Source organism: Rhizobium sp. BK418 (assembly GCF_004341105.1).
GTDB lineage: Bacteria > Pseudomonadota > Alphaproteobacteria > Rhizobiales > Rhizobiaceae > Rhizobium.
This window is the reverse complement of the sequence record NZ_SLZK01000011.1, coordinates 47,526-68,194: the sequence shown is the minus strand read 5'-3', so window position 1 is coordinate 68,194 and position 20,669 is coordinate 47,526. Positions and strand designations below refer to the sequence as shown.

The 20,669-nt window shown below is 59.4% G+C and carries 13 protein-coding genes and 1 pseudogene; 4 read left to right on the top strand and 10 right to left on the bottom strand.

The window, feature by feature from the left end:
* Nucleotides 1-146 precede the first annotated feature (146 nt).
* The 4 genes from EV281_RS29070 to EV281_RS29050 all read right to left on the bottom strand — a co-directional run bounded on the left by EV281_RS29070 (nt 147) and on the right by EV281_RS29050 (nt 6,889).
* Nucleotides 147-2,345, bottom strand: coding sequence for an ATP-binding protein (locus EV281_RS29070; RefSeq protein WP_245508398.1), 2,199 nt, complete (start codon nt 2,343-2,345; stop codon nt 147-149).
* A 280-nt stretch (nt 2,346-2,625) separates the two neighbouring features.
* Complete coding sequence (locus tag EV281_RS29065; RefSeq protein WP_132658176.1) at nt 2,626-3,081, bottom strand: sensor histidine kinase; 456 nt, start codon at nt 3,079-3,081, stop codon at nt 2,626-2,628.
* 91 nt (nt 3,082-3,172) lie between these two features.
* The gene (locus EV281_RS29060; RefSeq protein ID WP_132658174.1) at nt 3,173-5,455 is read right to left on the bottom strand and encodes a cation:proton antiporter; all 2,283 of its coding nucleotides are present in this window, start codon (nt 5,453-5,455) and stop codon (nt 3,173-3,175) included.
* Nucleotides 5,456-6,346: 891 nt separating this feature from the next.
* A complete protein-coding gene (locus tag EV281_RS29050; RefSeq protein ID WP_132658170.1) occupies nt 6,347-6,889 on the bottom strand; it encodes a DUF1003 domain-containing protein in 543 nt (180 codons plus the stop codon).
* A 1,089-nt stretch (nt 6,890-7,978) separates the two neighbouring features.
* Here EV281_RS29050 and EV281_RS29045 point away from each other — a divergent pair.
* On the top strand, nt 7,979-8,305 hold the full coding sequence (locus EV281_RS29045) for a PRC-barrel domain-containing protein (RefSeq protein WP_132658168.1): 327 nt from the start codon (nt 7,979-7,981) through the stop codon (nt 8,303-8,305).
* A 168-nt stretch (nt 8,306-8,473) separates the two neighbouring features.
* A complete protein-coding gene (locus EV281_RS29040; protein ID WP_132658166.1) occupies nt 8,474-10,657 on the top strand; it encodes an ATP-binding protein in 2,184 nt (727 codons plus the stop codon).
* 54 nt (nt 10,658-10,711) lie between these two features.
* Here EV281_RS29040 and EV281_RS29035 read toward each other — a convergent pair whose 3' ends face one another.
* The 4 genes from EV281_RS29035 to EV281_RS29020 are packed head-to-tail and all read right to left on the bottom strand — an operon-like array spanning nt 10,712 to nt 16,603.
* Entirely contained in the window at nt 10,712-11,767 is a 1,056-nt protein-coding gene (locus tag EV281_RS29035; RefSeq protein ID WP_132658164.1) for a response regulator, read from the bottom strand.
* 8 nt (nt 11,768-11,775) lie between these two features.
* On the bottom strand, nt 11,776-12,342 hold the full coding sequence (locus tag EV281_RS29030; RefSeq protein WP_132658162.1) for a chemotaxis protein CheB: 567 nt from the start codon (nt 12,340-12,342) through the stop codon (nt 11,776-11,778).
* Nucleotides 12,339-13,175, bottom strand: a complete 837-nt coding sequence (locus tag EV281_RS29025; RefSeq protein ID WP_132658160.1) for a CheR family methyltransferase — start codon at nt 13,173-13,175, stop codon at nt 12,339-12,341. The genes EV281_RS29030 and EV281_RS29025 overlap by 4 nt, the downstream gene beginning before the upstream one ends.
* Complete coding sequence (locus tag EV281_RS29020) at nt 13,172-16,603, bottom strand: response regulator (protein WP_132658158.1); 3,432 nt, start codon at nt 16,601-16,603, stop codon at nt 13,172-13,174. The genes EV281_RS29025 and EV281_RS29020 overlap by 4 nt, the downstream gene beginning before the upstream one ends.
* 489 nt (nt 16,604-17,092) lie before the next feature.
* Between EV281_RS29020 and EV281_RS29015 the strand changes: the two genes are divergently transcribed.
* Both EV281_RS29015 and EV281_RS29010 read left to right on the top strand, forming a co-directional pair.
* Nucleotides 17,093-17,620 carry a hypothetical protein gene (locus tag EV281_RS29015; protein ID WP_132658156.1) on the top strand — a complete coding sequence of 176 codons (528 nt, stop codon included), beginning with the start codon at nt 17,093-17,095 and terminating at the stop codon, nt 17,618-17,620.
* A gap of 422 nt (nt 17,621-18,042) precedes the next feature.
* A pseudogene (locus EV281_RS29010) lies at nt 18,043-19,132 on the top strand (flavodoxin family protein).
* A gap of 174 nt (nt 19,133-19,306) precedes the next feature.
* Here EV281_RS29010 and EV281_RS29005 read toward each other — a convergent pair.
* Together EV281_RS29005 and EV281_RS29000 are read right to left on the bottom strand one after the other, a co-directional pair.
* The gene (locus tag EV281_RS29005) at nt 19,307-19,942 is read right to left on the bottom strand and encodes a BA14K family protein (protein ID WP_132658154.1); all 636 of its coding nucleotides are present in this window, start codon (nt 19,940-19,942) and stop codon (nt 19,307-19,309) included.
* A gap of 64 nt (nt 19,943-20,006) precedes the next feature.
* Nucleotides 20,007-20,405, bottom strand: coding sequence for a DUF1236 domain-containing protein (locus EV281_RS29000; protein WP_132658304.1), 399 nt, complete (start codon nt 20,403-20,405; stop codon nt 20,007-20,009).
* Between the last annotated feature and the right edge of the window lie 264 nt (nt 20,406-20,669).

The window sequence follows — 20,669 nt, the reverse complement described above, 5'->3', positions numbered from 1 at the left end:
CGGCGGCTGCCGATACTACAAGGACTTGCCTCTGGGCAATTTCCGACGCGCCCTTTGACCATGAGGATGATTGATCGCCACATGCCATTACAGCGCAAGAGCCGGGAGCCGACAACTCGCGATCTTTGTTTTTCACGAGGATCCACTCAACTTCGTGACGAGGTGTCCAGGCGGACCACATTGCTGAGCTGAAGGATCTTCGATTGCTCTGTCGTCAGCGCCGCGGCCAGCTCTTCGTTCCTGAACGGCTTGGCGACGACCGGGCGGGTGACATTGGCACCAGCCTCCAGCTGGTCGCTATACCCTGTCATCAGCACGACCGCCAGGCGTGGATAGTCGCGGGCAATTACCTCGGCGAGTTCGATCCCCGACATCTCAGGCATCATGACGTCACTTATCACGGCTTGGACGTCGGGATGGCTCCTCAAGATTGCGAGAGCCTCCGCCCCGCTCGCGGCCGTGAGGATCGTCTGAACAAATCCATCCAGGGCAAGCCGGACCGAGTCCAGAGACGCCGGCGTATCATCGACGATCAGAACGGTTTTCGGGAGGTCAAGGACCGTGTTTGTGCCCTCCTTCGGCACGCGTGTTGCGTTGGATTTCGGGAGTAGAAGGGTGAAGGCACTCCCGCGGCCGGCAAGGCTGGAGACCTTGACCGCGCCGCCCGCTGCTCGGGCGAAGCTGTGGACTTGCGTCAATCCCAGTCCGGCCCGCCCGTTTTCCTTCGTGGAGAAGAACGGTTCGAATACGCGCGTCAGGTCGGGGGGATCGACGCCCTTGCCCGTGTCCGTCACGCTCAGCGCCACGAACGCTCCGCGAAGAGTGGGATCCTCTACTACACCTTCCGGTACGTTTCGCGCCGACACAATCACACGGCCACCATTTGGCATTGCTTCGCGTGCATTGGTCAGAAGGTTGATCAGCGCGATTTCCAGACCGGCAGGATCCACATAAACGGGCCAGAGATCATCCGGAAGATTGACATCCATCACCACGGCATCGTTGAGAGCCTGTCGCAGAAGCGGCTTGAGGTCGGAAAGCTTGAGTTCCAGCTCGACATGCGCGGCCCCTTGATTGGAGCGCCTCGAAAAGGACAGGAGACGTTGAGTGATCACCTTCCCCTTTGCGACACCATCCGACATATGACCAAGGAGCTGCGTCACCCGCTGTTCATCGTTCCTGCGTCGCTTGATGCCTTCGATCCCCGACTGAAATACCATCAGAAGGTTGTTGAAATCGTGCGCCGCCTGACCGGTGAGTTTCCCCAAGGCGTCCATCCGCTGCCAGTTGGCCACGCTCTCTCGTTCCCGATTGCGAGCATTGACCTCCCGTTGAAGGAGAAATGCTGCCGCACCTGCAAGCAGGAGCGTGAAACAGCAGCCCGCAACCAGCAGCAACAAAGCTTTGCGGGCCAGACGATCGTATTCGGCAACCGGAATGCCTACCTTCACGCGCCACGGCGTCTCTTTGAGCGTAGCCTCGGCGATATGAAGGTCGTCGCCCCCCTTGAGGGTCGCAGAACCGGCGTCTGCGGCTGACAAGCGGGCATATTCGCTTTCCACCGTGCCGGCGAGGTCGGCTGCTCCGGTCGATGCGACCAACCGATCCTGGCCATCGACAATCCAGGCTGGCCAAGTGTCGGGCAGACCCGCACGAAGCAGGTCCGTGACCATGGCCGGGCGCACGATGGCCGATAGGACGGCCCGCAGCCGGTCCTTCCTTTCGATCGGAACTCTGATTGCGAAGGCGGGTTGGCCCTTTTGTCCGATGACGACGTTTCCTATAACCGCTTCTTGAGATTTAAGCAGTCTGTCGTGGCTCTCGACGTCGATGACCCGCCGACTTGCAGAGGGGTCGAGAGGCGGAAGAGCCAGGACGACGTTGCCCGCCTCGTCCGAAACGCGGATCTGGTCCCAGGCCGGAACGCGTTCGCGCAGACGGCGTGCGGTTTCTGCGAAACTGGAGCGCGAGATTGGAAGATCGAAGCGTGGCGAATCCGCTATGACCGACAACAGCTGGATCTGGGTATTCAGTTCCCGTTGGACGGCCGTTGCAATCGTCTCGGCCCTGACCCGCACCTCGTCGTCGAGGGCGCGTCTCTGTTCGGCAACAAACAGCCATCCGATTGCGGCCGCCAGAATGATGACGGGTATGAGCGAGGCGCTGAGAAGAAGAAGCGCTGGCCGAGCTCTGTTCAAGCGATATCCCAAAGTTGTCCGTTCAGCGATCTGACATAGGCTTCTGTGCCAAACTTGCAAGCAGCCCGGCCTCCGCGCGTACGTTGGCGCAGCATGGAACGCCAGGTGGCGGACTGCCAAACAGATTCGGGAAGAGAGCCAGCCCACAGCTCGTCCAATTTCTGCGGGTCGCACCTTCAGGCCCGGCGGGCTGCCCTTGGTGAGGTTGGAAGCTCGCCCGTGCCGTCGTTGGAGGTCTGTTCTCCCCTTTCCCGATCGACGAAGATCGGCGAAAGCGCCGGACCTTGATCTGAGTGCAGACCGGCGCTCCGTCTGCCAGCCGAAGCCTGATTGCGGGATCCTGCGGCGGCCAGGTCTCCATGAGCAATAAAGAACTCGTCTTCTTGATCGCACCCTCGGCCTTCGCGCCGGCGGCCGCCCTATGACGTCACATTCGGATTCTAAGTGTCGCAGTGAATCCATCGGGAGGGTAGGTAAGATCCACGCTCCCGCCGATGTGGGACGCCAGTCCTTCAATCAATTCAGTCCCATACCCCTTGCTGACAGGCTTTGAGCTTTGCGGCCCATTCTCCTCCCGCCATTGGCACACGAGGAGCCCGCCCTTCAATTCCCACGTCACGTAAATTTTTCCGCCCGGTACTGAAGCGGCCCCGTATTTCATCGCGTTGGTGATGAGCTCGTGGAGAATCATGCTGACAGGGAGAACCTTCGAACTTTGGAGCTCCGCGGGCGGTCCAGAGGTTTCAAGCCGTTCCGACAGCGTCGTGCCAACCGCGGCTTTCACCAACACTTCAAATTCAGCCCCCCTTCCAAGTGCAGCAATTTCTTGAGCTCGAAAGGTCGTATCCAGTCTCCCAAGCAGCGCTTCCTTGAACCTCGCCACAGCCGGATCGTCGCTCCTGGTGTTTTTGATGACCGACCGAACGACGGCCGATTGGGGGTGCTGTAAAAGGATGGAGTGGGAGTGGAAAGGCCTATGTTTCGACGAAGACGAATGAGCGGTCGGCGGTCTCTGCCAAAGTGTCGGCGACACTGCCATACGAAAGTTCCCGGCCCGCGCGCCGGCTGACGCCGAGGACAATGAGGTCGAAGCGTCCCCTTCGGGCCAGCTTGAGAATGGCAAGTTCCGGTGCCGAAGCCTGTGGGGCGACTTTCTCGACATCAACCTCGTAGAAGGACGCGATTCGATCCAATTGCTCGAAGGCAGCCATATGGGCATTCCCTGCGTCGCTGACCCGAGGAAGGGAAGTCGATTGCGTCGGGTCGCGGAAATAGACCGCGGTTATCGCAGCGCCCGTGGCTTTTGCAACGACCAAGGCGAATTCCGCAGCCCTCAGCGACCGTTCGGTGCCACTGATAGGCACGAGGATACGCAAGTCCCGATCTTTTTCCGGGATGATGCCACGCGCTGCGACGATCGCTATTGTACCCTTGAAGGCCGCGATCATCCCGGCGAGTTGTGCGCTGTACTTGCCGTTTTCGCTGTCTGCCGGCTCGACGCCCAAAAGCATGATGTCGTGGCCCTTCTCGGCAGTCTCCGTGAGAATCTCTTCAAGCTTACCGTCCTTGTCCCGAATGGAGACGTGAACCGCGTCGCCCTTACCCGGTTCTGCGACTTCGTCCTGCGCTTCGACCGCCGTTTCGGCAGTCGCCTTCACACGCTCGCTGATCTGTTGCGCGCCGATGGCGTTGGTTTTGGCATCTTGCGGATCTGCCGTTCGGCCGTCCTCTCCCCGAATATCGAGAACCGTGACCGGCATTTTCCTCAGCGCTGCGAAATACCCCGATATCCGCGCCGCCAGATCGCTGCTTGCGGAGTGATCGGTTGCAAGCAGGATCCGTTCGAATTGCGATACGAAGCTTTGTTCCTTAAAGGCTTCGAGCTCGAGACGATCCTTCTCCTCCTTGCGCATCGGAAGGCGCGCGAGCGCCCAACGGAGCGTCGGCGGCATGGCCATCGTCGTGACCACCGCCATTGCAACGATGACAGAAAAAAGCCGCTCGTCGAGAACACCGACCGAAAGGCCGATCGAAGCAACAATGACTTCGGTGGAACCTCGCGCATTCATTCCGCATCCAAGGGCGATGGCCTCGGCGTTGGAGAAGCCGCCGAATTTAGCCCCGACAAACGCGCCACCGAACTTGCCGAGGCTGGCAATGACGACCAGTCCGACCGCCAGAAGCAGGATAGACCAATCAGCGAGAACGCTCAGATCGGTGTGCAGGCCGGTGAGACCGAAGAAGACCGGCATGAAAAGGGCCGTCGTGAGTGCCCTAAGCTGCCCCTCGATCTGACGGGTAAGAATGGGGGATTGCCCGACGAGAATGCCAGCGACGAAGGCACCGAGCACCGTGTGGACGCCAATGGCGTCGGTAATGATCGCCATGGCTCCCATGATCGCGATAATAGCGCTTAGAACCGGCAGATCGCTTTTGAACCTGTCGTTTGTCCAGCGGATGATCTCAAAGACGATGCGTCGCCCGATCGTGAAACTGAAGGCCATGAAGAGAGCCGTACCGATGACGCTTTGTGCCAAGGTTGGAAGATCGACGGCACCGTTTTGCGCCAGGCTGAACGTCACGGCGATAATCACCCACCCTACGGTGTCGTCGATGATGGCGGAGGCTACGATCAGCTGGCCGACATTGCGCCGCATGAAGTCCATCTCCCGAACGACCGTGGCCACGATCTTCACCGACGAGATCGATAGCGCTGTCCCGAGGAAAAGCGAGGTGACAAGTCTCGCATCCGGGTTAGGCAAGAGACTTGCGGGCAGGAGCTCTCCTAGGGCGAAGCCGAACGCAAAGGGCACGACAATGCCCGTCAGCGAGACGCCCGCCGCGGCCCGGCGCAGTCGCAGCGCCAGGGCGAGGTCGGTTTCCATGCCGGCCAGGAGCAGCAGAAACAGGATGCCGAGCTGCGCCACCGCATCAGCCATCGCCTTTTGCGTGTCGAGCGCGGGAAAGAGCGCCGACTGCGCGCCGGGCAGGAGATACCCGAAAACGGAGGGCCCGAGAAGGATGCCTCCGATGATCTGGCCCATGATGGACGGCTGTCCGATGCGGACCATGGCCTCACCGAGCAACCTGCCGATGACCACGAGGATGATGATCTGGACAAGAAAGAGCGCTTCGGACGGACCGGTAGACTTACCATCGGCTGCAAAGACTGGAAGGCAACTGCAAACGATAACGCAGGCTGCCACGGCAGGCAGCTCCCATCGACGAAGCTGCGGGAAAATTGCCCTGATTGTCATGCGCGAAGAATTCCCCATGAATGGTATCGCATGAGAACGGACTGAGTCAGCTTCTGTTCCAGCCGGCACAAAGAAGCGAAAATCGCTCCGACGATGCGCGCCTGTGGGGAACCGAGTGAACCGCCAGCAAGTTTCTGACAGAAAGGAGATCAGTATGAGCGACCGCGAATATTCGGCCGAGGAACTTACCGAGCATTATCAAATCAGCCGACAGCAAGCTCTTAGATACATCGCTCGCTTCGGTGGCAATCGGGCCGAGCTCGATCTTCTCCTTTCCTCGGCACCCAGAACAGCGATCCACCGCCCCGACGACGTGAACCGCAGCGCAGTGGAAGTTGCCCTTGAACAGGTTTTTCGAACACGCTGCGGGCGAAGAAGACGCCCAAGGTCCAGACCGAAGCCGGACGCTCCGCCATCTGGAGGCGGCTAGTGTCATGCGGGGGCCTCGGCAAACCGCACCCTGTCAAGTCACGCATGTCTGGCGTGCTCGATTCTTGTACGCGGAACCTTCCATTTCCTGCTTGGTTCGATCGCCATGAACGGTAGAGAGGAAAAAGCCAGCAAAGGCACGATCAAGTTGGTACTGACCCTTTTCGTCATCGGGATCATCGTTGCCGTCGCGTATCTCACGTTTTTTACGCCTGGAAAGGTCGCCCCGCCAAACGCGCCAGCAACCAGTGAGGGCGCTGAGTGATCGCATCGAAGATGGCACTCGAAGCCGTGGCGCAGGAGCCGAATTGGAGCGGTGACCGTTGGCCTGCCTCTCGACCAAATAACGGACGCATTCTGGCGGGGGTGATCGGCTTCAGCCGACGCCCGACCTGTGGTGAGGCCGCAGCATCTGAGTGCCGTATCGCCTTTCGAGGATCAGCCCGGCGTTAGCGTTGCAACTCAATCGCATTCCTTGGCCTCAAGGCGATCGAGCACCGCCTCAGGTGCGACATCCCTCTTGAGTTCCTCTACCTCGTCATCCGCTTCGGTTGGGACTTCCAGCTTTTTGGCGATTGCTTCCACCATCGCGATAAGGCGTGTCGTCTCGTGCTCGTTCAGCAAGCTGACCTGCAGGTCGAGATCAGCCCGCAGGTCATCCTCGGCAGCCATCCTGTTCTGGTTGATGAGCACGAATGTCGAAAGGAAGATCGCCTCTACCGATGCTGCCATCGCCAGTATAACGAGGGAGGGATCCCAGACAGGGATCCCCGGGATCAGGCCCGTATTGGCGATAATCCATAAACCGTACACGACGATATGGATGTAAACGAAGGCCATGGATCCGGCGAACCGACTAATCGCGGCGGCGGCTCGCTCTTGTACGCCCGCCGTGTCCGCTGCCTTGCGGCGGCGCTGCAAAATAGCGTCAATATTGCGGTTAAGCGCCGGATGCAGGCTGTCGGCAGCTGGTGTTGTGGGACTGACTTTTGCAATGTTTTTCATGGTGATTTCCGGTCGCACTCTGTCATGTCGCGAAGGCCGGCGATACGTTTCGACGCTTCATTCTCGCTTGGCGATTTGTTGAAACGTCTGGTTTCGCCATCCTACTTCATAGAGGAAAGCCACTTTATTCTGATCAAAATCACGAATAACGCGTCCTCTGCTTTTCCGAAGTCAATCAGAAGGACGCCACCCGGTCTTTGCTATGGGTAATCATCGCGCTTCTGGATGGTCTTATGATCCGTACTTGTCTCAGAGCTGTTCATCGCTGTTACTTTCCTTCGACACTCACTCTTTAACCTCAGCAGCAAACCGAAGTTCCGTTCGACGTCGCTCCAATCTTGTATAACGGTCGCAAGCAGACCCTTTGGGGCAACAAATTATCATGAGGCCCTGTCCCTGAACCTGCGCCGCACAGCTTGCTGCGCGGCTGCGCCTGCTCCCGTCGGACCGCCAGGCTTCTCGTCCTGATCGTCGCTGGCGACGTGAAGATGCACCGATGGCTGCAGCCGGAACTCACCGCATCGCTTTGCGTTTTCCTAGCCAAGCGCGCGACCGTGCACAGGCGTTCCATGATCGAGAGCAAAGACGACAAATATGGAGAAGGTTTCCTGAAGTGGCCGGCGTATAGAACCTGCCTGCTTGCGACGGTTGCCCTATTGGCGTCTTGCTCCAGCGAGGCCGATCAGCAAAGACGCATTCTTCAGCAAATGGGGTCATGGGTCGCGAGCGCCGAAATGATCGCCGAGGCCCGATTGGACGGTCGCGTTCCCGCGACGTTCAGCGGGCCTGCTCTGGAGCGGTGCAGCCGAGAAGTTTCCGCGCTGGTAGATGAACTGAAGAACAGCGGGTTTTCTCCGTCCCAGACTGCTCTTGCCGACCTCCCTTCCCTACTCGGCCAAGCAACGGATGCCGCCTCAAGGAGGGATCGCCCGCAAACCGAGCGCGTCGTCTCAGCCCTCAGGCGCACACGGGACGACCTTGATCGGCTGAGGAAGATACGATGAAGAAATTGCTGGAGGTTTCGCTCGGGGTTGTCACCAGCGTCGTGGTTTCGTCGAATGGTTTAAGGTGGATTCCAGGAGGGCTGTCATGAGTGAGCTATTTCTCCAGGATCTGCTGGGCGCACGGGTGCTAGGACCGGGCAACGAGGTGGTGGGACGCATCGAGGAAGTTGTCGCAGAAGCGCATGGCGGCGAACTCTTCGTCGTCGAATACCACGTCGGAACCTTTGCACTTCTTGAAAGCCTGGCGTCCTCTTCGTTCGCCCGCGCAGTCCTCGGAGCTGCCGGGCTTCGCTCAGGTGAAGGACTGGCTGTTCCCTGGGATCAGCTCGATCTTTCGAACGCAGCTTCACCAAGGTTGCTTTGTAATCCGCAGCAGTTGAAGCCGCCTCGTCGATCGTCCGCCAGCCCCTAATTGGCGAGAGCCATGTGAACGTTTGGGCCGACGTCTTTTTAATCCCAGGGCTGGTCAGCACGAGAGATCGAGCCTCCGACAATCGGTCGGAATATCGCGGGCGCGGCCATCTTTTTCTTCCCCGCGATTATGCTAACGTCGGCCGGTATCCCAATGAGCAGGCAATTCATGCAGTCCGCCAGCGATTTTCCAGCCAAACGTCTCCAGCAAATCCTCGATAGCGCGGTCGACACCGGCATCATCATGCTCGACCTGGAGGGAATTATTACCGGCTGGAGTAAGGGAGCCGAAAGACTTCTCGGATGGTCGCAGACGGAAATGCTTGGGCAGACCCTTGTCGCGATATTCCCGCCCGAGGACGGCGCAGCGGCGCTTCTTGCGACCGAGCTTGCCGATGCCAGGTCGAAGGGAAAGGGCAGCGGCGAAGGATGGAGGTTGCAGAAGGACGGCGGGCGGATATGGGCCGTCGGTGAGACAACGCCGATCCTGAATGACGACGGGCACATCATCGGTTTCGTTAAGATCCTCCGTGACCGCACCGAGCAGCGGGAAACGGAAATTGCGTTGCGGGAGCGCACCCGTGCGCTCGAAATTCTAAATCGCGCCGGCGCCGCTCTTGCCCGCGAAAATGATCTTGAGAAAGTCGTCCAGTTGGTAACGGACGCCGGCGTCGAGCTCACCGGTGCTCAGTTTGGCGCCTTCTTTTACAACCTCGTCAATTCGGCGGGCGAGAGTTATTTGCTGTACACACTCTCAGGCGTTGCCCGCGAGGCATTTTCCAAATTTCCGATGCCCCGCAACACCGAGGTTTTCGCCCCGAGGTTCCTGGGGCAGGGAGTCGTTCGATCCGATGACATCACAAAGGACGCTCGCTACGGCAAAAACGCGCCGCACCACGGCATGCCGGAGGGACATCTTCCTGTTCGAAGCTATCTCGCGGTCCCTGTAATTTCGCGAACGGGTGAAGTGATTGGTGGCCTCTTCTTCGGGCATTCGGATGTTGGCGTGTTCGATGAATCCTCGGAAAGCGGGCTTGCCGGTCTTGCGGGCGAAGCTGCCGTTGCGATGGATAACGCACGTCTTTTCGAAGCCGCTCAGCGCGAGCTGCAGGAGCGACGGCGCGCGGAAGCAGCGCTTAAGGACCTCAACACCAACCTCGAAAATATGGTGAAGCAGAAGACGGACGAGCTTACGCGCAACGCAGAGGCTTTGCGGCAGGCGCAGAAGATGGAAGCAATCGGTCAATTGACGGGTGGGGTCGCGCACGATTTCAACAATCTCCTCCAGATCATCGTCGGCAATCTCGACACTCTGTTACGAAACCTCCCGGAGGAGTCGGGCCGGTTCAGGCGCGCCGCCTCCCAGGCAATGACCGGGGCAAGACGAGCCGCCGCTCTGACCCAAAGGCTACTGGCTTTCGCTCGCCGGCAACCGCTCGATCCAAAGCCTATCGATGCAAACAGCCTCATTCGCGGCATGTCCGAAATACTGCATCGCACCCTCGGAGAGATTTTCCAGATCGAGGTCGTGCTTGCGGCGGGGCTCTGGAAAACGGAGGCGGATCCGAACGAACTGGAAAGCGCGCTGCTCAACCTTGCCATTAACGCCCGCGATGCGATGCAGGATGGCGGCAAGCTCACGATCGAAACCTTCAACGCGCATCTCGATGAAGCCTACGCTTCGATGCATGCCGAAGTGCTACCGGGCCAGTATATCGCCATCAGCGTTTCCGACACCGGGACGGGGATGGATTCCGAAACGCTGTCCCATGTCTTCGAGCCATTTTTCACGACCAAGGACCAGGGCAAGGGCACGGGGTTGGGTCTCAGCCAGGTCTACGGATTCGTGAAGCAATCGAGTGGGCATGTGAAGATCTATTCCGAGGTGGGCGAAGGCACCACGGTCAAAATGTATTTGCCGCGATTGTCAGTGGAGAGGGCTGACGAGGAGGGCACGGAAGCCCAAGCGTTGCCGGAGGCGGCGGCAGGCGAGGTTGTCCTCGTCCTCGAGGACGATCCGGATGTTCGCTCCTATTCGGTCGAGTCATTGCGAGAACTTGGCTATCATGTTCTCGAGGCCAAGGATGGTCCGGCGGCGCTGCAGACGCTGTTGAGCCACGGCAAGGTCGATTTGATCTTCTCGGATGTCGTATTGCCCGGCGGCATGAGTGGCGCGGAAGTCGTCGTCAAGGCGCGTGAAATGATCCCGACGATCAAAGCGCTATTTACGACGGGATATTCCCGCAATGCCATCGTTCATCACGGCCGTCTCGATAAGGGCGTGAATTTGCTCACAAAGCCATTCTCTTTTGAAGAGCTCGCCGCACGTGTGCGCGATGTTCTCGATCACTGAAGCGGCCGCGGCGATTGCGATGCCCCTACTCTCGGTCCTTCCCTCACAAACAGGCTAGGTCGCAAGATTGGCCGCAGGCATTTCCAGCGACAGAGAGAGCCCTTCACTCGTCCAGTTCTTTTCGATCAAGCCGTTAAGGCCGCGCAAGGCCGCCTTTTCGAGCGTGGTTCCGAATCCTTCACGGTTGGAGGCGTCCAATGGCGGAGAGCCCCGCTCGTCCCACGTTATGCGGAACGTGTCGCCAACCGTTGACGTGGCGATCGCCAGACTGCCATCGGGCGCGGACAGAGCGCCGTATTTGGCTGCGTTCGTGGTGAGTTCATGAAGAAGAAGCGCAAGCGAGGTGAGTGCATTGCCCATGATCGGCGCATCGGAGCCGGTGACAGCGATTTCGGGGCCTTGCTCATGTTCGTGAGGCGCAACGATCGCGCGGATGAGGGCCTGTACTGTCGTTGCCGCGCCGGTTGCGTCAATGCCGCTTGCCAGATTGGGCAGTATCAGTTCATGGGCGCGCGCCAGTGCGTGCATGCGCGCTCTGAGGTCGGTTTCCAGCTCGGCAACAGTGCGGGCTGGCCGCGCGCTCAATGAGATCAGCCCCGCGGTCATGCTGAACAGGTTCTTGATGCGGTGATTGATCTCTCGAAGCAGGACGTCCTTGTGTTCGGCCGCCTGCTTGAGCGCTGCGGCCTGCGCCGTGAGTTCATCCCTCTGCGCCTCGAGCTGTTGCCTTTGGCGGTAAAGTTCGAAGAATACCTCGACCTTGCTGCGCAGGATATCCGGCTCGATCGGCTTCTGGATGAAATCAACGGCGCCAGCTTCGTAGCCACGGAAGCGCCGTTGGCCGTCAGACGTTCCGGCTGTGACGAAGATGATCGGGATGCGCCGCGTGCGCTCATTGCCGCGCATGAGTTCGGCCAGCTCGAAGCCATCAAGACCCGGCATCTGCACGTCCACAAGCGCCAAGGCGACATCGTTCTGCAGCAGAAGCTCGAGTGCTTCGTCACCGGAGCGGGCTTTCAAAAGAAGGAGGTCATCCCGCCGCAGCAGTGCCTCCAGGGAGAGAAGATTTTCTTCCAGATCGTCGACCAGAAGAAAGGGAACAGGCCCCATGATTTGCCTCAAACCTCGTTTAGATATTTTGCAAGCGCCTCGAGTGACATGATACGAGCGCTCGGACACATTTGAATGGCTGCTTCGGGCATCGTGGGTGCGAAGGCCGAGCCCGGGTCTTGGACAAGCGTTATCCCATTGGCCTCAGCGACGGCCTGCAAACCTTTGGCACCATCATGATTGGCACCGGTGAGTACGATCGCGATCAAGGCTGGCCCATACGCGTCGGCGGCACTTTCAAACAGCACGTCGATCGACGGGCGGGAAAAAAGGACGGGCTCATCGCTGGAGAGTGAAACGCTTTTATCGAGCTCGACGAGCAGATGATAGTCCGGCGGCGCGAAATAGATCGTCCCAGCAGCAAGCGGCGCCTTGTCTTCAGCCTCTTCCACGTGAAGCTGGCACTTGGCCCGGAACACCTCAGCCAAGACGCTGCGTTTGTCCGGCGGCACATGGACCACCACGAGGATCGGCAGCCGGAAGTTCCTGGGCAGGGCGGGAAGAATGACCGACAGGGCCTCAAGCGCGCCCGCCGATGCACCGATCACGACGGCTTCGGGTTCGATCGCCGTCATCCGACCCGCCTCTGATAGATCCTCTCCTCGCGCACGAAGTCGCTGAAGGCTCCGGCATGGCGCGAGAACCGCAGGCTCTCCTTGGCACCCAGTCCGAGAAATCCTTTTCGGGCGAGCGAATCCTTGAATAGGCCCAGCGCGCGATCCTGCAGCGCTCGGTCAAAATAGATCAGCACGTTCCGGCAGGAAATCAAATGCATTTCCGCAAAGACGGCATCCGTGACGAGGCTGTGATCCGAAAAGACAACGTTTCGCCGCAGCGTCTTGTCGAATAGCACCCTGCCATAAGCCGCCTGATAATAGTCGGAGAGCGAAGACTTGCCGCCGGATTTACGATGGTTTTCGGTAAACAGCGGCACCCGGTCCAACGCGTATACGCCGGCCTCCGCAGCACCCAGGGCTTCCTGGTTGATGTCTGTTGCATAAAAGAGGGTGCGCGCTTCGAGCCCCTCCTCCCGAAAAAGGATGACCAGGGAATAGAGTTCTTCGCCGCTGCTGCAGCCGGCGACCCAGATCTTCAGCGACGGATAGGTCCGCAGGTGCGGCACGACCGTCTCGCGGATAGCTTTGAAGTAGCTCGGGTCGCGGAACATTTCACTGACCTGGACGGTCAGGAAGCTCAACAGTCGTGGCAGCAGCGAGGGGTCGTGCAAAAGACCCTCCTGCAGCGCCGAGAAGGTTGCAAAGCCCATTTGCAGGCGCGCCTGCTTGAGGCGACGCTTGATCGATGCCATCGCATAATTGCGAAAGTCGTAGTGGTATTTGAGGAACAAAGCTTCCAGAAGGAGCCGGATCTCGATGTCCTCGCTTTTTTCCGAAGGCCCGTCCGTCATTTCGGAATCCAGACCCGAACGAGCGACAGAAGCTTCTCGACGTCGAGGGGCTTTGCCATGTAGTCGTTGGCACCAGCCTCGATGCAGCGCTGCTGGTCATCCGGCATGGCCTTGGCGGTCAGTGTGATGATCGGTAGCTTCCTCCATTCGGGGTTCTTGCGAATTTGACGCGTGGCCGTCAGGCCGTCCATGACGGGCATCATCACATCCATCAACACCAGGTCGATCGCGAACCGCGGGTCGATCATCGCTTTCTCCAGGGCATCCAGCGCCTCCCGGCCATTGCGGGCAATCTCGATGATTGCGCCCCGCGGCTCAAGGATATTGGTAAGCGCGTAGACATTGCGCACGTCATCCTCGACGACGAGAATACGGCGCCCTTCGAGAAGCGCGTCGCGATGTTGCGCCCTGCGGATCATCTTCTGCTGCTCGGCTGGGAGCTCCGAAATCACCTGATGCAGGAAGAGGCTCACCTCGTCGAGAAGGCGCTCGGGAGACTTTGCCCCCTTGATAATGATCGATTTGGAGTAACGGCGCAGCTTTTGCTCGTCGTCCGCCGACAATTCCCTGCCGGTATAGACGATCACGGGGGGAAAGGCGTAGGCGCTCTCCTGGCTCAATGTCTCGAGAAGCGAGTAGCCGGATGCATCCGGCAGGGAGAGATCGAGGACCATGCAGTCAAAGGTCTCTTGTCGCAGACGTTCAAGGCACTCTGCCGCCGTGCTCGCGGTGACCGTCTCGACGTCCTGCGTCCCGAGCAGTTTAGCGACCGCGTCGCGCTGTACCGAATCGTCCTCTACGATCAGAACCCGATTGACGCGCTGAGAAAGCCTTGCGTCCAGCTTTTGGAGGACATCAACGAGTTCGTCGCGATTGACCGGTTTGACGGCATACCCGACGGCGCCAAGCGAATAGGCAGTTTCCGCATGATCGCCTGCCGATACGATATGAATAGGAATGTGGCGGGTCTTGACGTCGTGCTTGAGGCGATCGAGGACCGAAAGCCCTGACTGGTCAGGCAGGCCGACATCGAGGATGATCGCATTCGGCATGAACTCCTTGGCCAATCGCAGCGCCTCATCAGCCGTTCCCGCGATCAGCGCATGAAAGCCCATCTCACGTGACAGATCGCGCACGATCGAGGCGAACATCTCGTCATCTTCGATGATCAGCAGGACGCGCTTTGCGTCGGTCAGTGCAGCACGATCGTCCGCGATCTTGTGCACGGGGCCCGGCGCCGAAACACGGATTTGCTCCGGCATTGCAACCGGGGGCACCACGAGTGCGCCAGGCTTCAGGTCCTCCGGCACGATCTTTGCCGGGTCGTAGGCTTGGGGGATGGTGACGGTAAAGGTACTGCCCTGCCCCGGCTGGCTCGCAAGACCGATCGTGCCGCCCAGCAGGCGCACAAGCTGCCGGCAGATCGAGAGACCGAGGCCAGTGCCACCATACTTGCGGCTGATGGTGCTATCGGCCTGATGGAAGGCATCGAAGACGTGGCGCTGCTGTTCGCTCGCTATGCCAATGCCGGTATCGCTCACGGAGAAGGCGACCTGTCCGGCATCGGCGCTGCGGATCGACAGCGTGACCAAGCCTGCATCGGTGAACTTGACGGCGTTCGACAGGAGGTTCTTCAGCACCTGTTCAAGTCGCTGCGGATCAGTTTCGATGACCGTAGGGCAATCCGGCGCGATCTCGATGGCAAAGTCCAGTTTCTTATGGGCCGTCAGCGGATGGAAAACCTGGCGAAGATTGCTCGCCAGGCGCTCGACCGTCATCATTTCGGGCCGAATCTCCACGTGACCGGCTTCGATCTTCGAAAGATCGAGAATGTCGTTGATGAGATTCAACAGGTCATTGCCGGAGGACTGGATGGTCTTTGCATATTTGACCTGCTCTTCGGTGAGGTTGTCTTCCGGATTGTCTGCGAGAAGCTTGGCAAGGATGAGCGACGAATTGAGCGGGGTACGCAGCTCGTGCGACATGTTGGCGAGGAAATCCGACTTGTACTGGCTTGCCTGCTCCAGTTCCCGCGCCTTGAGGCTGACGGCGGCATTGGCCTGCTCGAGATCGTCACGCTGCTTTTCCAGTTGCTGGGCTTGTTCTTCGAGCTGTGTATTGGTCTGTTCGAGCTCGACCTGCTGCTGCTCGAGGCGTGCCTGGGACTCCTTCAAAGCCCGGCTCTGTTCCTCCAATTCTTCATTCGAGACCCTGAGTTCCTCGCTCTGGGTCTGCAATTCCTCGGACTGTCGCTGGGTCTCTTCCAGCAGGTTCTGGAGTTCGCTGCGATAGGTCGCCGATCGAACGGCGACGGCAACGGCTTCCGATGCCCGCTCCAGAAGAACGATCACCCTCTCGTCGACGGGGCGCAGGAAACCGAGTTCGATCACCGAGTTGACGGCGCCGTCGACGCTACCGGGTAGAATGACCAGATGTCTCGGCTTGTCCGCACCGAACGCCGAACCGAAGGCGAGATAGCCGTCCGGCACCTCATCGATCACTATCGACCTGTCTTGCGCAGCTGCCTGCCCGAGCAGGCCTTCTCTTGGCCTAAACTCGATCGGGATGCTCCCATTGTCGCGAACTCCGTAAACGGCGGCCCGTCGGTAATTATAGCCATCACTGGTAAAAATGGCGCCTGCGACAGCGCCAGCGTAAGCGGCCAGAAAGTCCAGGATGCTGTTGCCGAGCTGCTCCAGAGTTTGATCCCCCATCATGGCGCTCGCCAGTCCGACCTGGCCCGACTGGAGCCACTCGTCCCGGCGTCGGGCAAGCGTGGCCCTGCGCACCAGATAGCCGATCGTCATCGTGAGCAGGAGCCCGAGAGCCCCGGAGAGTAGCGTGCTGACGAGCGCCGTGCGTTGGGCGCTATTCATTTCGCTAAGCCGCTGGATTCTGGTTTCTCCCTCGCTTGCCGTCATAGCGGCGACTTGCGCACGGATTGCATCCATCTCGATCTTGCCGCTATCGGAGTTGACGATGGCGAGTGCCGCTTCGAGGCCGGCGTTGCGGCGTAGATCGATCGATCTGGCGAGCTCTCCCAGCTTGGCTTCGACATGTTGCTGAAGCGTCGTCAACCTTTCGCTCTGGCCGGGATTACCGCTGGTGAGGCCCCTGATTTTGTCCAACTGCGGCCTGATCGCACGAAGCGCCGTATTGTAAGGAGCGAGATAGCTTTCGTCGTTCGTTAGCAGGAAACCGCGCTGCCCTGTCTCGGCGTCCTGAAGTTGCGAGAGCAGTTCATCGAGCGCGACGATCGCGACGTGGGTCTGGACTATTCTCGCGTTGCCCTCTTCCAGGGCCTGGAGATTGAAATAGGCCATGAACCCGCTGACCAGGAAAAAAAGGAATGCGCCGACAAGTCCAAGGGCGATAGGCGGATCAAGTCCCAGCATTCGTGTGGAAATACCGGACGGTTGGGATTGCATCGTGACTGTTCTCGTGGGCATTGACGGCGGGATAAATCGGGACATGAGATAACGCTGTCGATCGACGCGCCATCTCGCTTGACCGTCACAATTTGGGAGGCAATCCCGAAAGTGGTAGACCCAATCTGAACAATTTTGCGCTGCGCGCCTTCTTTATCACAGTGGCGCTTCGTCAGGAGAGTGAGCAGTAAACCGATCGGCGGCACGAAAGTGCGAGCGCTGGTCGTGTGCATACAAGCCTGCAGGATCCTGCCCCGACTTTTAAGGGGCGCCGACGAAACTGGCCGAAGTCTCAGGAGCTTCCGAATCTGAGCGTGTGTCGCTTCATGCGCAACCCGGGTTGGCCGACATCATGTCGTCAGCCAATGAACAGCCTCGGGATGACGTGAAAAGTGCGGGATCGTTCTCTTGAGGTTATCCTGTTCCATCGACCTAGAACTCGCTAGTCAAACCAATGTTCCGTCTCAGCCGACCATCAAAAGGAGTGGGATGCGGCTGGTGTTGAAAACGCCGCAGGCACGTGGCGCTTTCGAACAAAAGAACGCCAATTGCGTTAATCGCGCAAAGGAGTTGTCCATGCGCGTGATCATCGAGAGCCGTTTAGGGTATATGCCGGGAGAGTATCCTGATTCGGCGAGCCTGGACAGAGCTCAGCAGTGCGTCGATGAATTCCTCCTCTTCGTCAAGGCGAACGATATCGGCAGTGACATTATCGACGAGCTCGAACTACCGGTTTCCAAGGCGTTTCTGATCGGTGCGTTCTCCATCGTCATCGCCGCAGAACGGCGGCCCGATGTCAGAAACCTGCTGATCAAAGCTGGGATCTCGCTTGCCCAATACCGGCCAGGCCTTGGCCCTCGCATCCGAATAAGGCCGGGTTCGCCCCGGTGGCGCCCAGAGCCGTCCATGGCGAAGGAGGCCGCTCTCCGTCTGGAACGCACCTTGAACAGTGTTGCTTGGGAGCGCGTCCAGCTCGCCGAGGCCTATCTTGGCGTGATCCGTCGCTCTCTCAACTAGCGAGCTCGCCGAGAACGCTGTGTCAGAAAGCTGCCAAGCCAGAGCAGGTGCTAATCAAAGGATCACCGTCTACAAGTCGATGGTCCTGCTCAAAAAGCCGTGTTCTGCCGGCAGCCACAGCGCAGGGCCGCAGGTCGGCCGCGCGCCCAGGAGCATCGGCAACGCCGACAGGGCCTTCCTCGAAAGCCGAGAGCCTCGACGCGGTGACACGACGTCAGCGGGGCGCTTCTTGGTGAATCGAAATTCAGGCCCTGATCCCCTTTTTCGACATAGAGATCGGCTGGCATGGACATCGCAGGAGATAACGCAAGGCTCCTTGTCTATCGCTTTTCCTCGCTCACGCCACTTCCCCTCTGCCGATGGGTTTAGGAACACGGGGCGCATTCGAAACGTTGAGTGAAAACGATCTCGACGGAGCCTCCATGCCAGCCACCACACACGATCTTGAGCCCCGAAAAGGCAGCCCGAGCCCACGGATAGACGAGGAGGAATTCAAGCATCGCTTCCTCAATCAATTTCGCGATCCTTCCTTCACGCCGCTTTCCGAGGAATTGCGAAAGATTGCAGATGCTGCGTGGGATGCCTATGCGAACTCGCGAAAAAGCCCAAAGACACAAAAAGCCGGAGCGGGATTTGCCGATCCCCACTACGATCTTTCAGTCGACTGGATCCGGACGTGGAGGGCTATCGGACGAGCGCAGGCTCGTCACGATGATGCTGGGGCGCCAAGGCGCGTTCTATTGATCAATGGGTCGTCGCGCAGCGAACATACCTGTCCTGGCGAGGTTTCGAAAAGTTTCCGGATGGTGGAGATGGCGCAACAGATCTTCATGGAAGCTCATGTGGAAACGGAATCGCTGGACTTAAGCAGAGTAGCCTCCGAATACGGGCGGCAGATCCACCCGTGCAAGTCCTGTTTTTCGACGTCTGCAGCCCTCTGTCACTGGCCTTGCTCCCTGTTATCCGAACTACTCCCTCGGGCAGATTCACGACTGGATGAACGAGATCTATCCAATGTGGGTGGCAGCCCATGGCGTCATGATCGTGACGCCCGTAAACTGGTACCAGACCTCATCACCATTAAAGCTGATGATCGACCGGCTCGTCTGCGCGGACGGCGGCAACCCCGATCCAACCAGCACCCACGGCAAGCATGCGAAGGAAGCAAAGGAGATCGAGATGCGCGGGTGGGATTACCCTCGTCATTTGAAGGGGCGCTTGTTTTCTGTGATCGTGCACGGCGATACCGAAGGTGCCGAGAGCGTACGACGGGGCATTTCCGATTGGTTGCAATCGATGGGGCTCGTTTCGGCCGGGCCTCTCGCAGAGATCGACCGCTATATCGGCTACTGGGAGCCCTATGCGACGAGCCATGAATCCTTCGACAAAGACGAAGGAATGAAAGAGGAGGTCCGCAACGCCGCAAGAACCCTTCTCGAGGCAATGTTCGCCGCAAAACACGGACAACAGCTCACCGCCCGCTCAACCCTTACCCAGCCACGTCAAAAGTAGAACGTAGGCGGAGATCCGCGTTACCGACGGAAAAATCAGCCTGTCCCCCGGCGATCCCGATGTCGGTCACAGCCGCTCTATATCCATCCGCTGTCAAAGGCCTTTCATTGATGGCATTTATACCGATTGTGTCCGGCGGCAGCTTTGGTGGGTCGGAAACCTCCGTCATGACGCTCAGTTCGACACGAACGTGTTCTCGGCTCGCGGGCCTGAACCGGTGGCCGAGGCAACAACCTGGCGCGTTGGCGCAACACAGGCTCTGCGCGGGCCATCGAAGGGCTGGTAACTGTTATCCTCTGCCCGATAGGACTGGTAGCGGGCCGCGCACCACGCTTTGGCGGCGCTGTCGGCGGGTCCGGATTCGTGCTGTTGCGGACTCGCTCCGGCCGTCCTCAGAGGAGCCGAATACGGCGAGGTGCATGTTTTTGTCTGCCCGCTGTAAGCTCGATAGCTGTTGGTAGCGGGATCGAAAGACCGATAATGGTTGGAGCACCAGTCCACGTGCTCTGGCGACATCGTCGCTATCGGTGTTGCCTCCAGTTCGTGCGGGGCAGGCGCCTCGGCCCGCGAGGCAACCGCCAGTTTCGGCGCGTCGGTGACATAGCTGGAATAGACAGCTGGAATGCGTTCGTAATGTTGGCTGGCGACGTCTACCCGCACCGGTTTCGTCGTCCAGATATCCGGTCGCGAGAGGCTTTCGAACGTGTGAGGCCCGGGATCGGCCAGCACGACTGAGGCGACCGAGCCGGCGGCAACGCACAGGCCAATGGAACTCGCGATACCAAACGCCAGTGAAGCGATGGCCTTCATGATCAAAATCCTGCTTATTTGGAAAGAGACGGACGCGGCAGCGTGCCGCGTCCCAGGGGCAAGGTCAGTTGATGACCTGAATAACCTTGCGGGACGACGGCTCGACGATGACGCGCTCGTCGTTCACGATCGCATAGGAATATTTCGGGTTCTCCGGAACCGGCGTCACGACCACCGTTTCGGGAAGCGGCTGGCCAACCACGACCTTCTCCCTGACGACGACGGGGGTCGCGGGCGCCGGGGCCTGCTGGACATAGGTAACGACCTTCTGCGGCGGCGGATCGATTGCCGTGCCGACGATCGCGCCGGTTACGCCGCCGACAGCTGCACCGACCGGACCGCCGACGATCGCGCCGGTAATGGCGCCGCCTGCAGCTCCGTTGACCGTCGACGACTGAGCAAAAGCCGCGCCCGACATAAGTGTCGCGGAGACAGCCGCGCCGATCATGATCTTGTGAAACATCATATCCTCCTTTGACTGATGCGGCCATGGGACCGCAGGCCAAGAACGAGCGATCGCGCAGTCGGTTCCGGGAATAGGACTTTGGTCCGTGGTAGCTATCTTGCAGGCGGGCCGGGCGAACCAACGACCAAGCTGCTGGGTGGGCCACGCGGAGATTGTTGTCCGAGCAACACTGACGGCGGCCGTCGCGCGATAGGTCCACCTTCCATGCGTGCAAGCCCTGTTCGCGCCCCCCCGCGCCAGGCTTGAAGCCGGCGCCAGTTG

Excerpts from the sequence above, each read along its gene's own strand:
- EV281_RS29060 (WP_132658174.1), bottom strand. The coding sequence starts at position 5,455 with ATGACAATCAGGGCAATTTTCCCGCAGCTTCGTCGATGGGAGCTGCCT.
- EV281_RS29050 (WP_132658170.1), bottom strand. The coding sequence starts at position 6,889 with ATGAAAAACATTGCAAAAGTCAGTCCCACAACACCAGCTGCCGACAGC.
- EV281_RS29045 (WP_132658168.1), top strand. The coding sequence starts at position 7,979 with ATGAGTGAGCTATTTCTCCAGGATCTGCTGGGCGCACGGGTGCTAGGA.
- EV281_RS29040 (WP_132658166.1), top strand. The coding sequence starts at position 8,474 with ATGCAGTCCGCCAGCGATTTTCCAGCCAAACGTCTCCAGCAAATCCTC.
- EV281_RS29035 (WP_132658164.1), bottom strand. The coding sequence starts at position 11,767 with ATGGGGCCTGTTCCCTTTCTTCTGGTCGACGATCTGGAAGAAAATCTT.
- EV281_RS29030 (WP_132658162.1), bottom strand. The coding sequence starts at position 12,342 with ATGACGGCGATCGAACCCGAAGCCGTCGTGATCGGTGCATCGGCGGGC.
- EV281_RS29025 (WP_132658160.1), bottom strand. The coding sequence starts at position 13,175 with ATGACGGACGGGCCTTCGGAAAAAAGCGAGGACATCGAGATCCGGCTC.
- EV281_RS29020 (WP_132658158.1), bottom strand. The coding sequence starts at position 16,603 with ATGCAATCCCAACCGTCCGGTATTTCCACACGAATGCTGGGACTTGAT.
- EV281_RS29015 (WP_132658156.1), top strand. The coding sequence starts at position 17,093 with ATGCGGCTGGTGTTGAAAACGCCGCAGGCACGTGGCGCTTTCGAACAA.
- EV281_RS29005 (WP_132658154.1), bottom strand. The coding sequence starts at position 19,942 with ATGAAGGCCATCGCTTCACTGGCGTTTGGTATCGCGAGTTCCATTGGC.
- EV281_RS29000 (WP_132658304.1), bottom strand. The coding sequence starts at position 20,405 with ATGTTTCACAAGATCATGATCGGCGCGGCTGTCTCCGCGACACTTATG.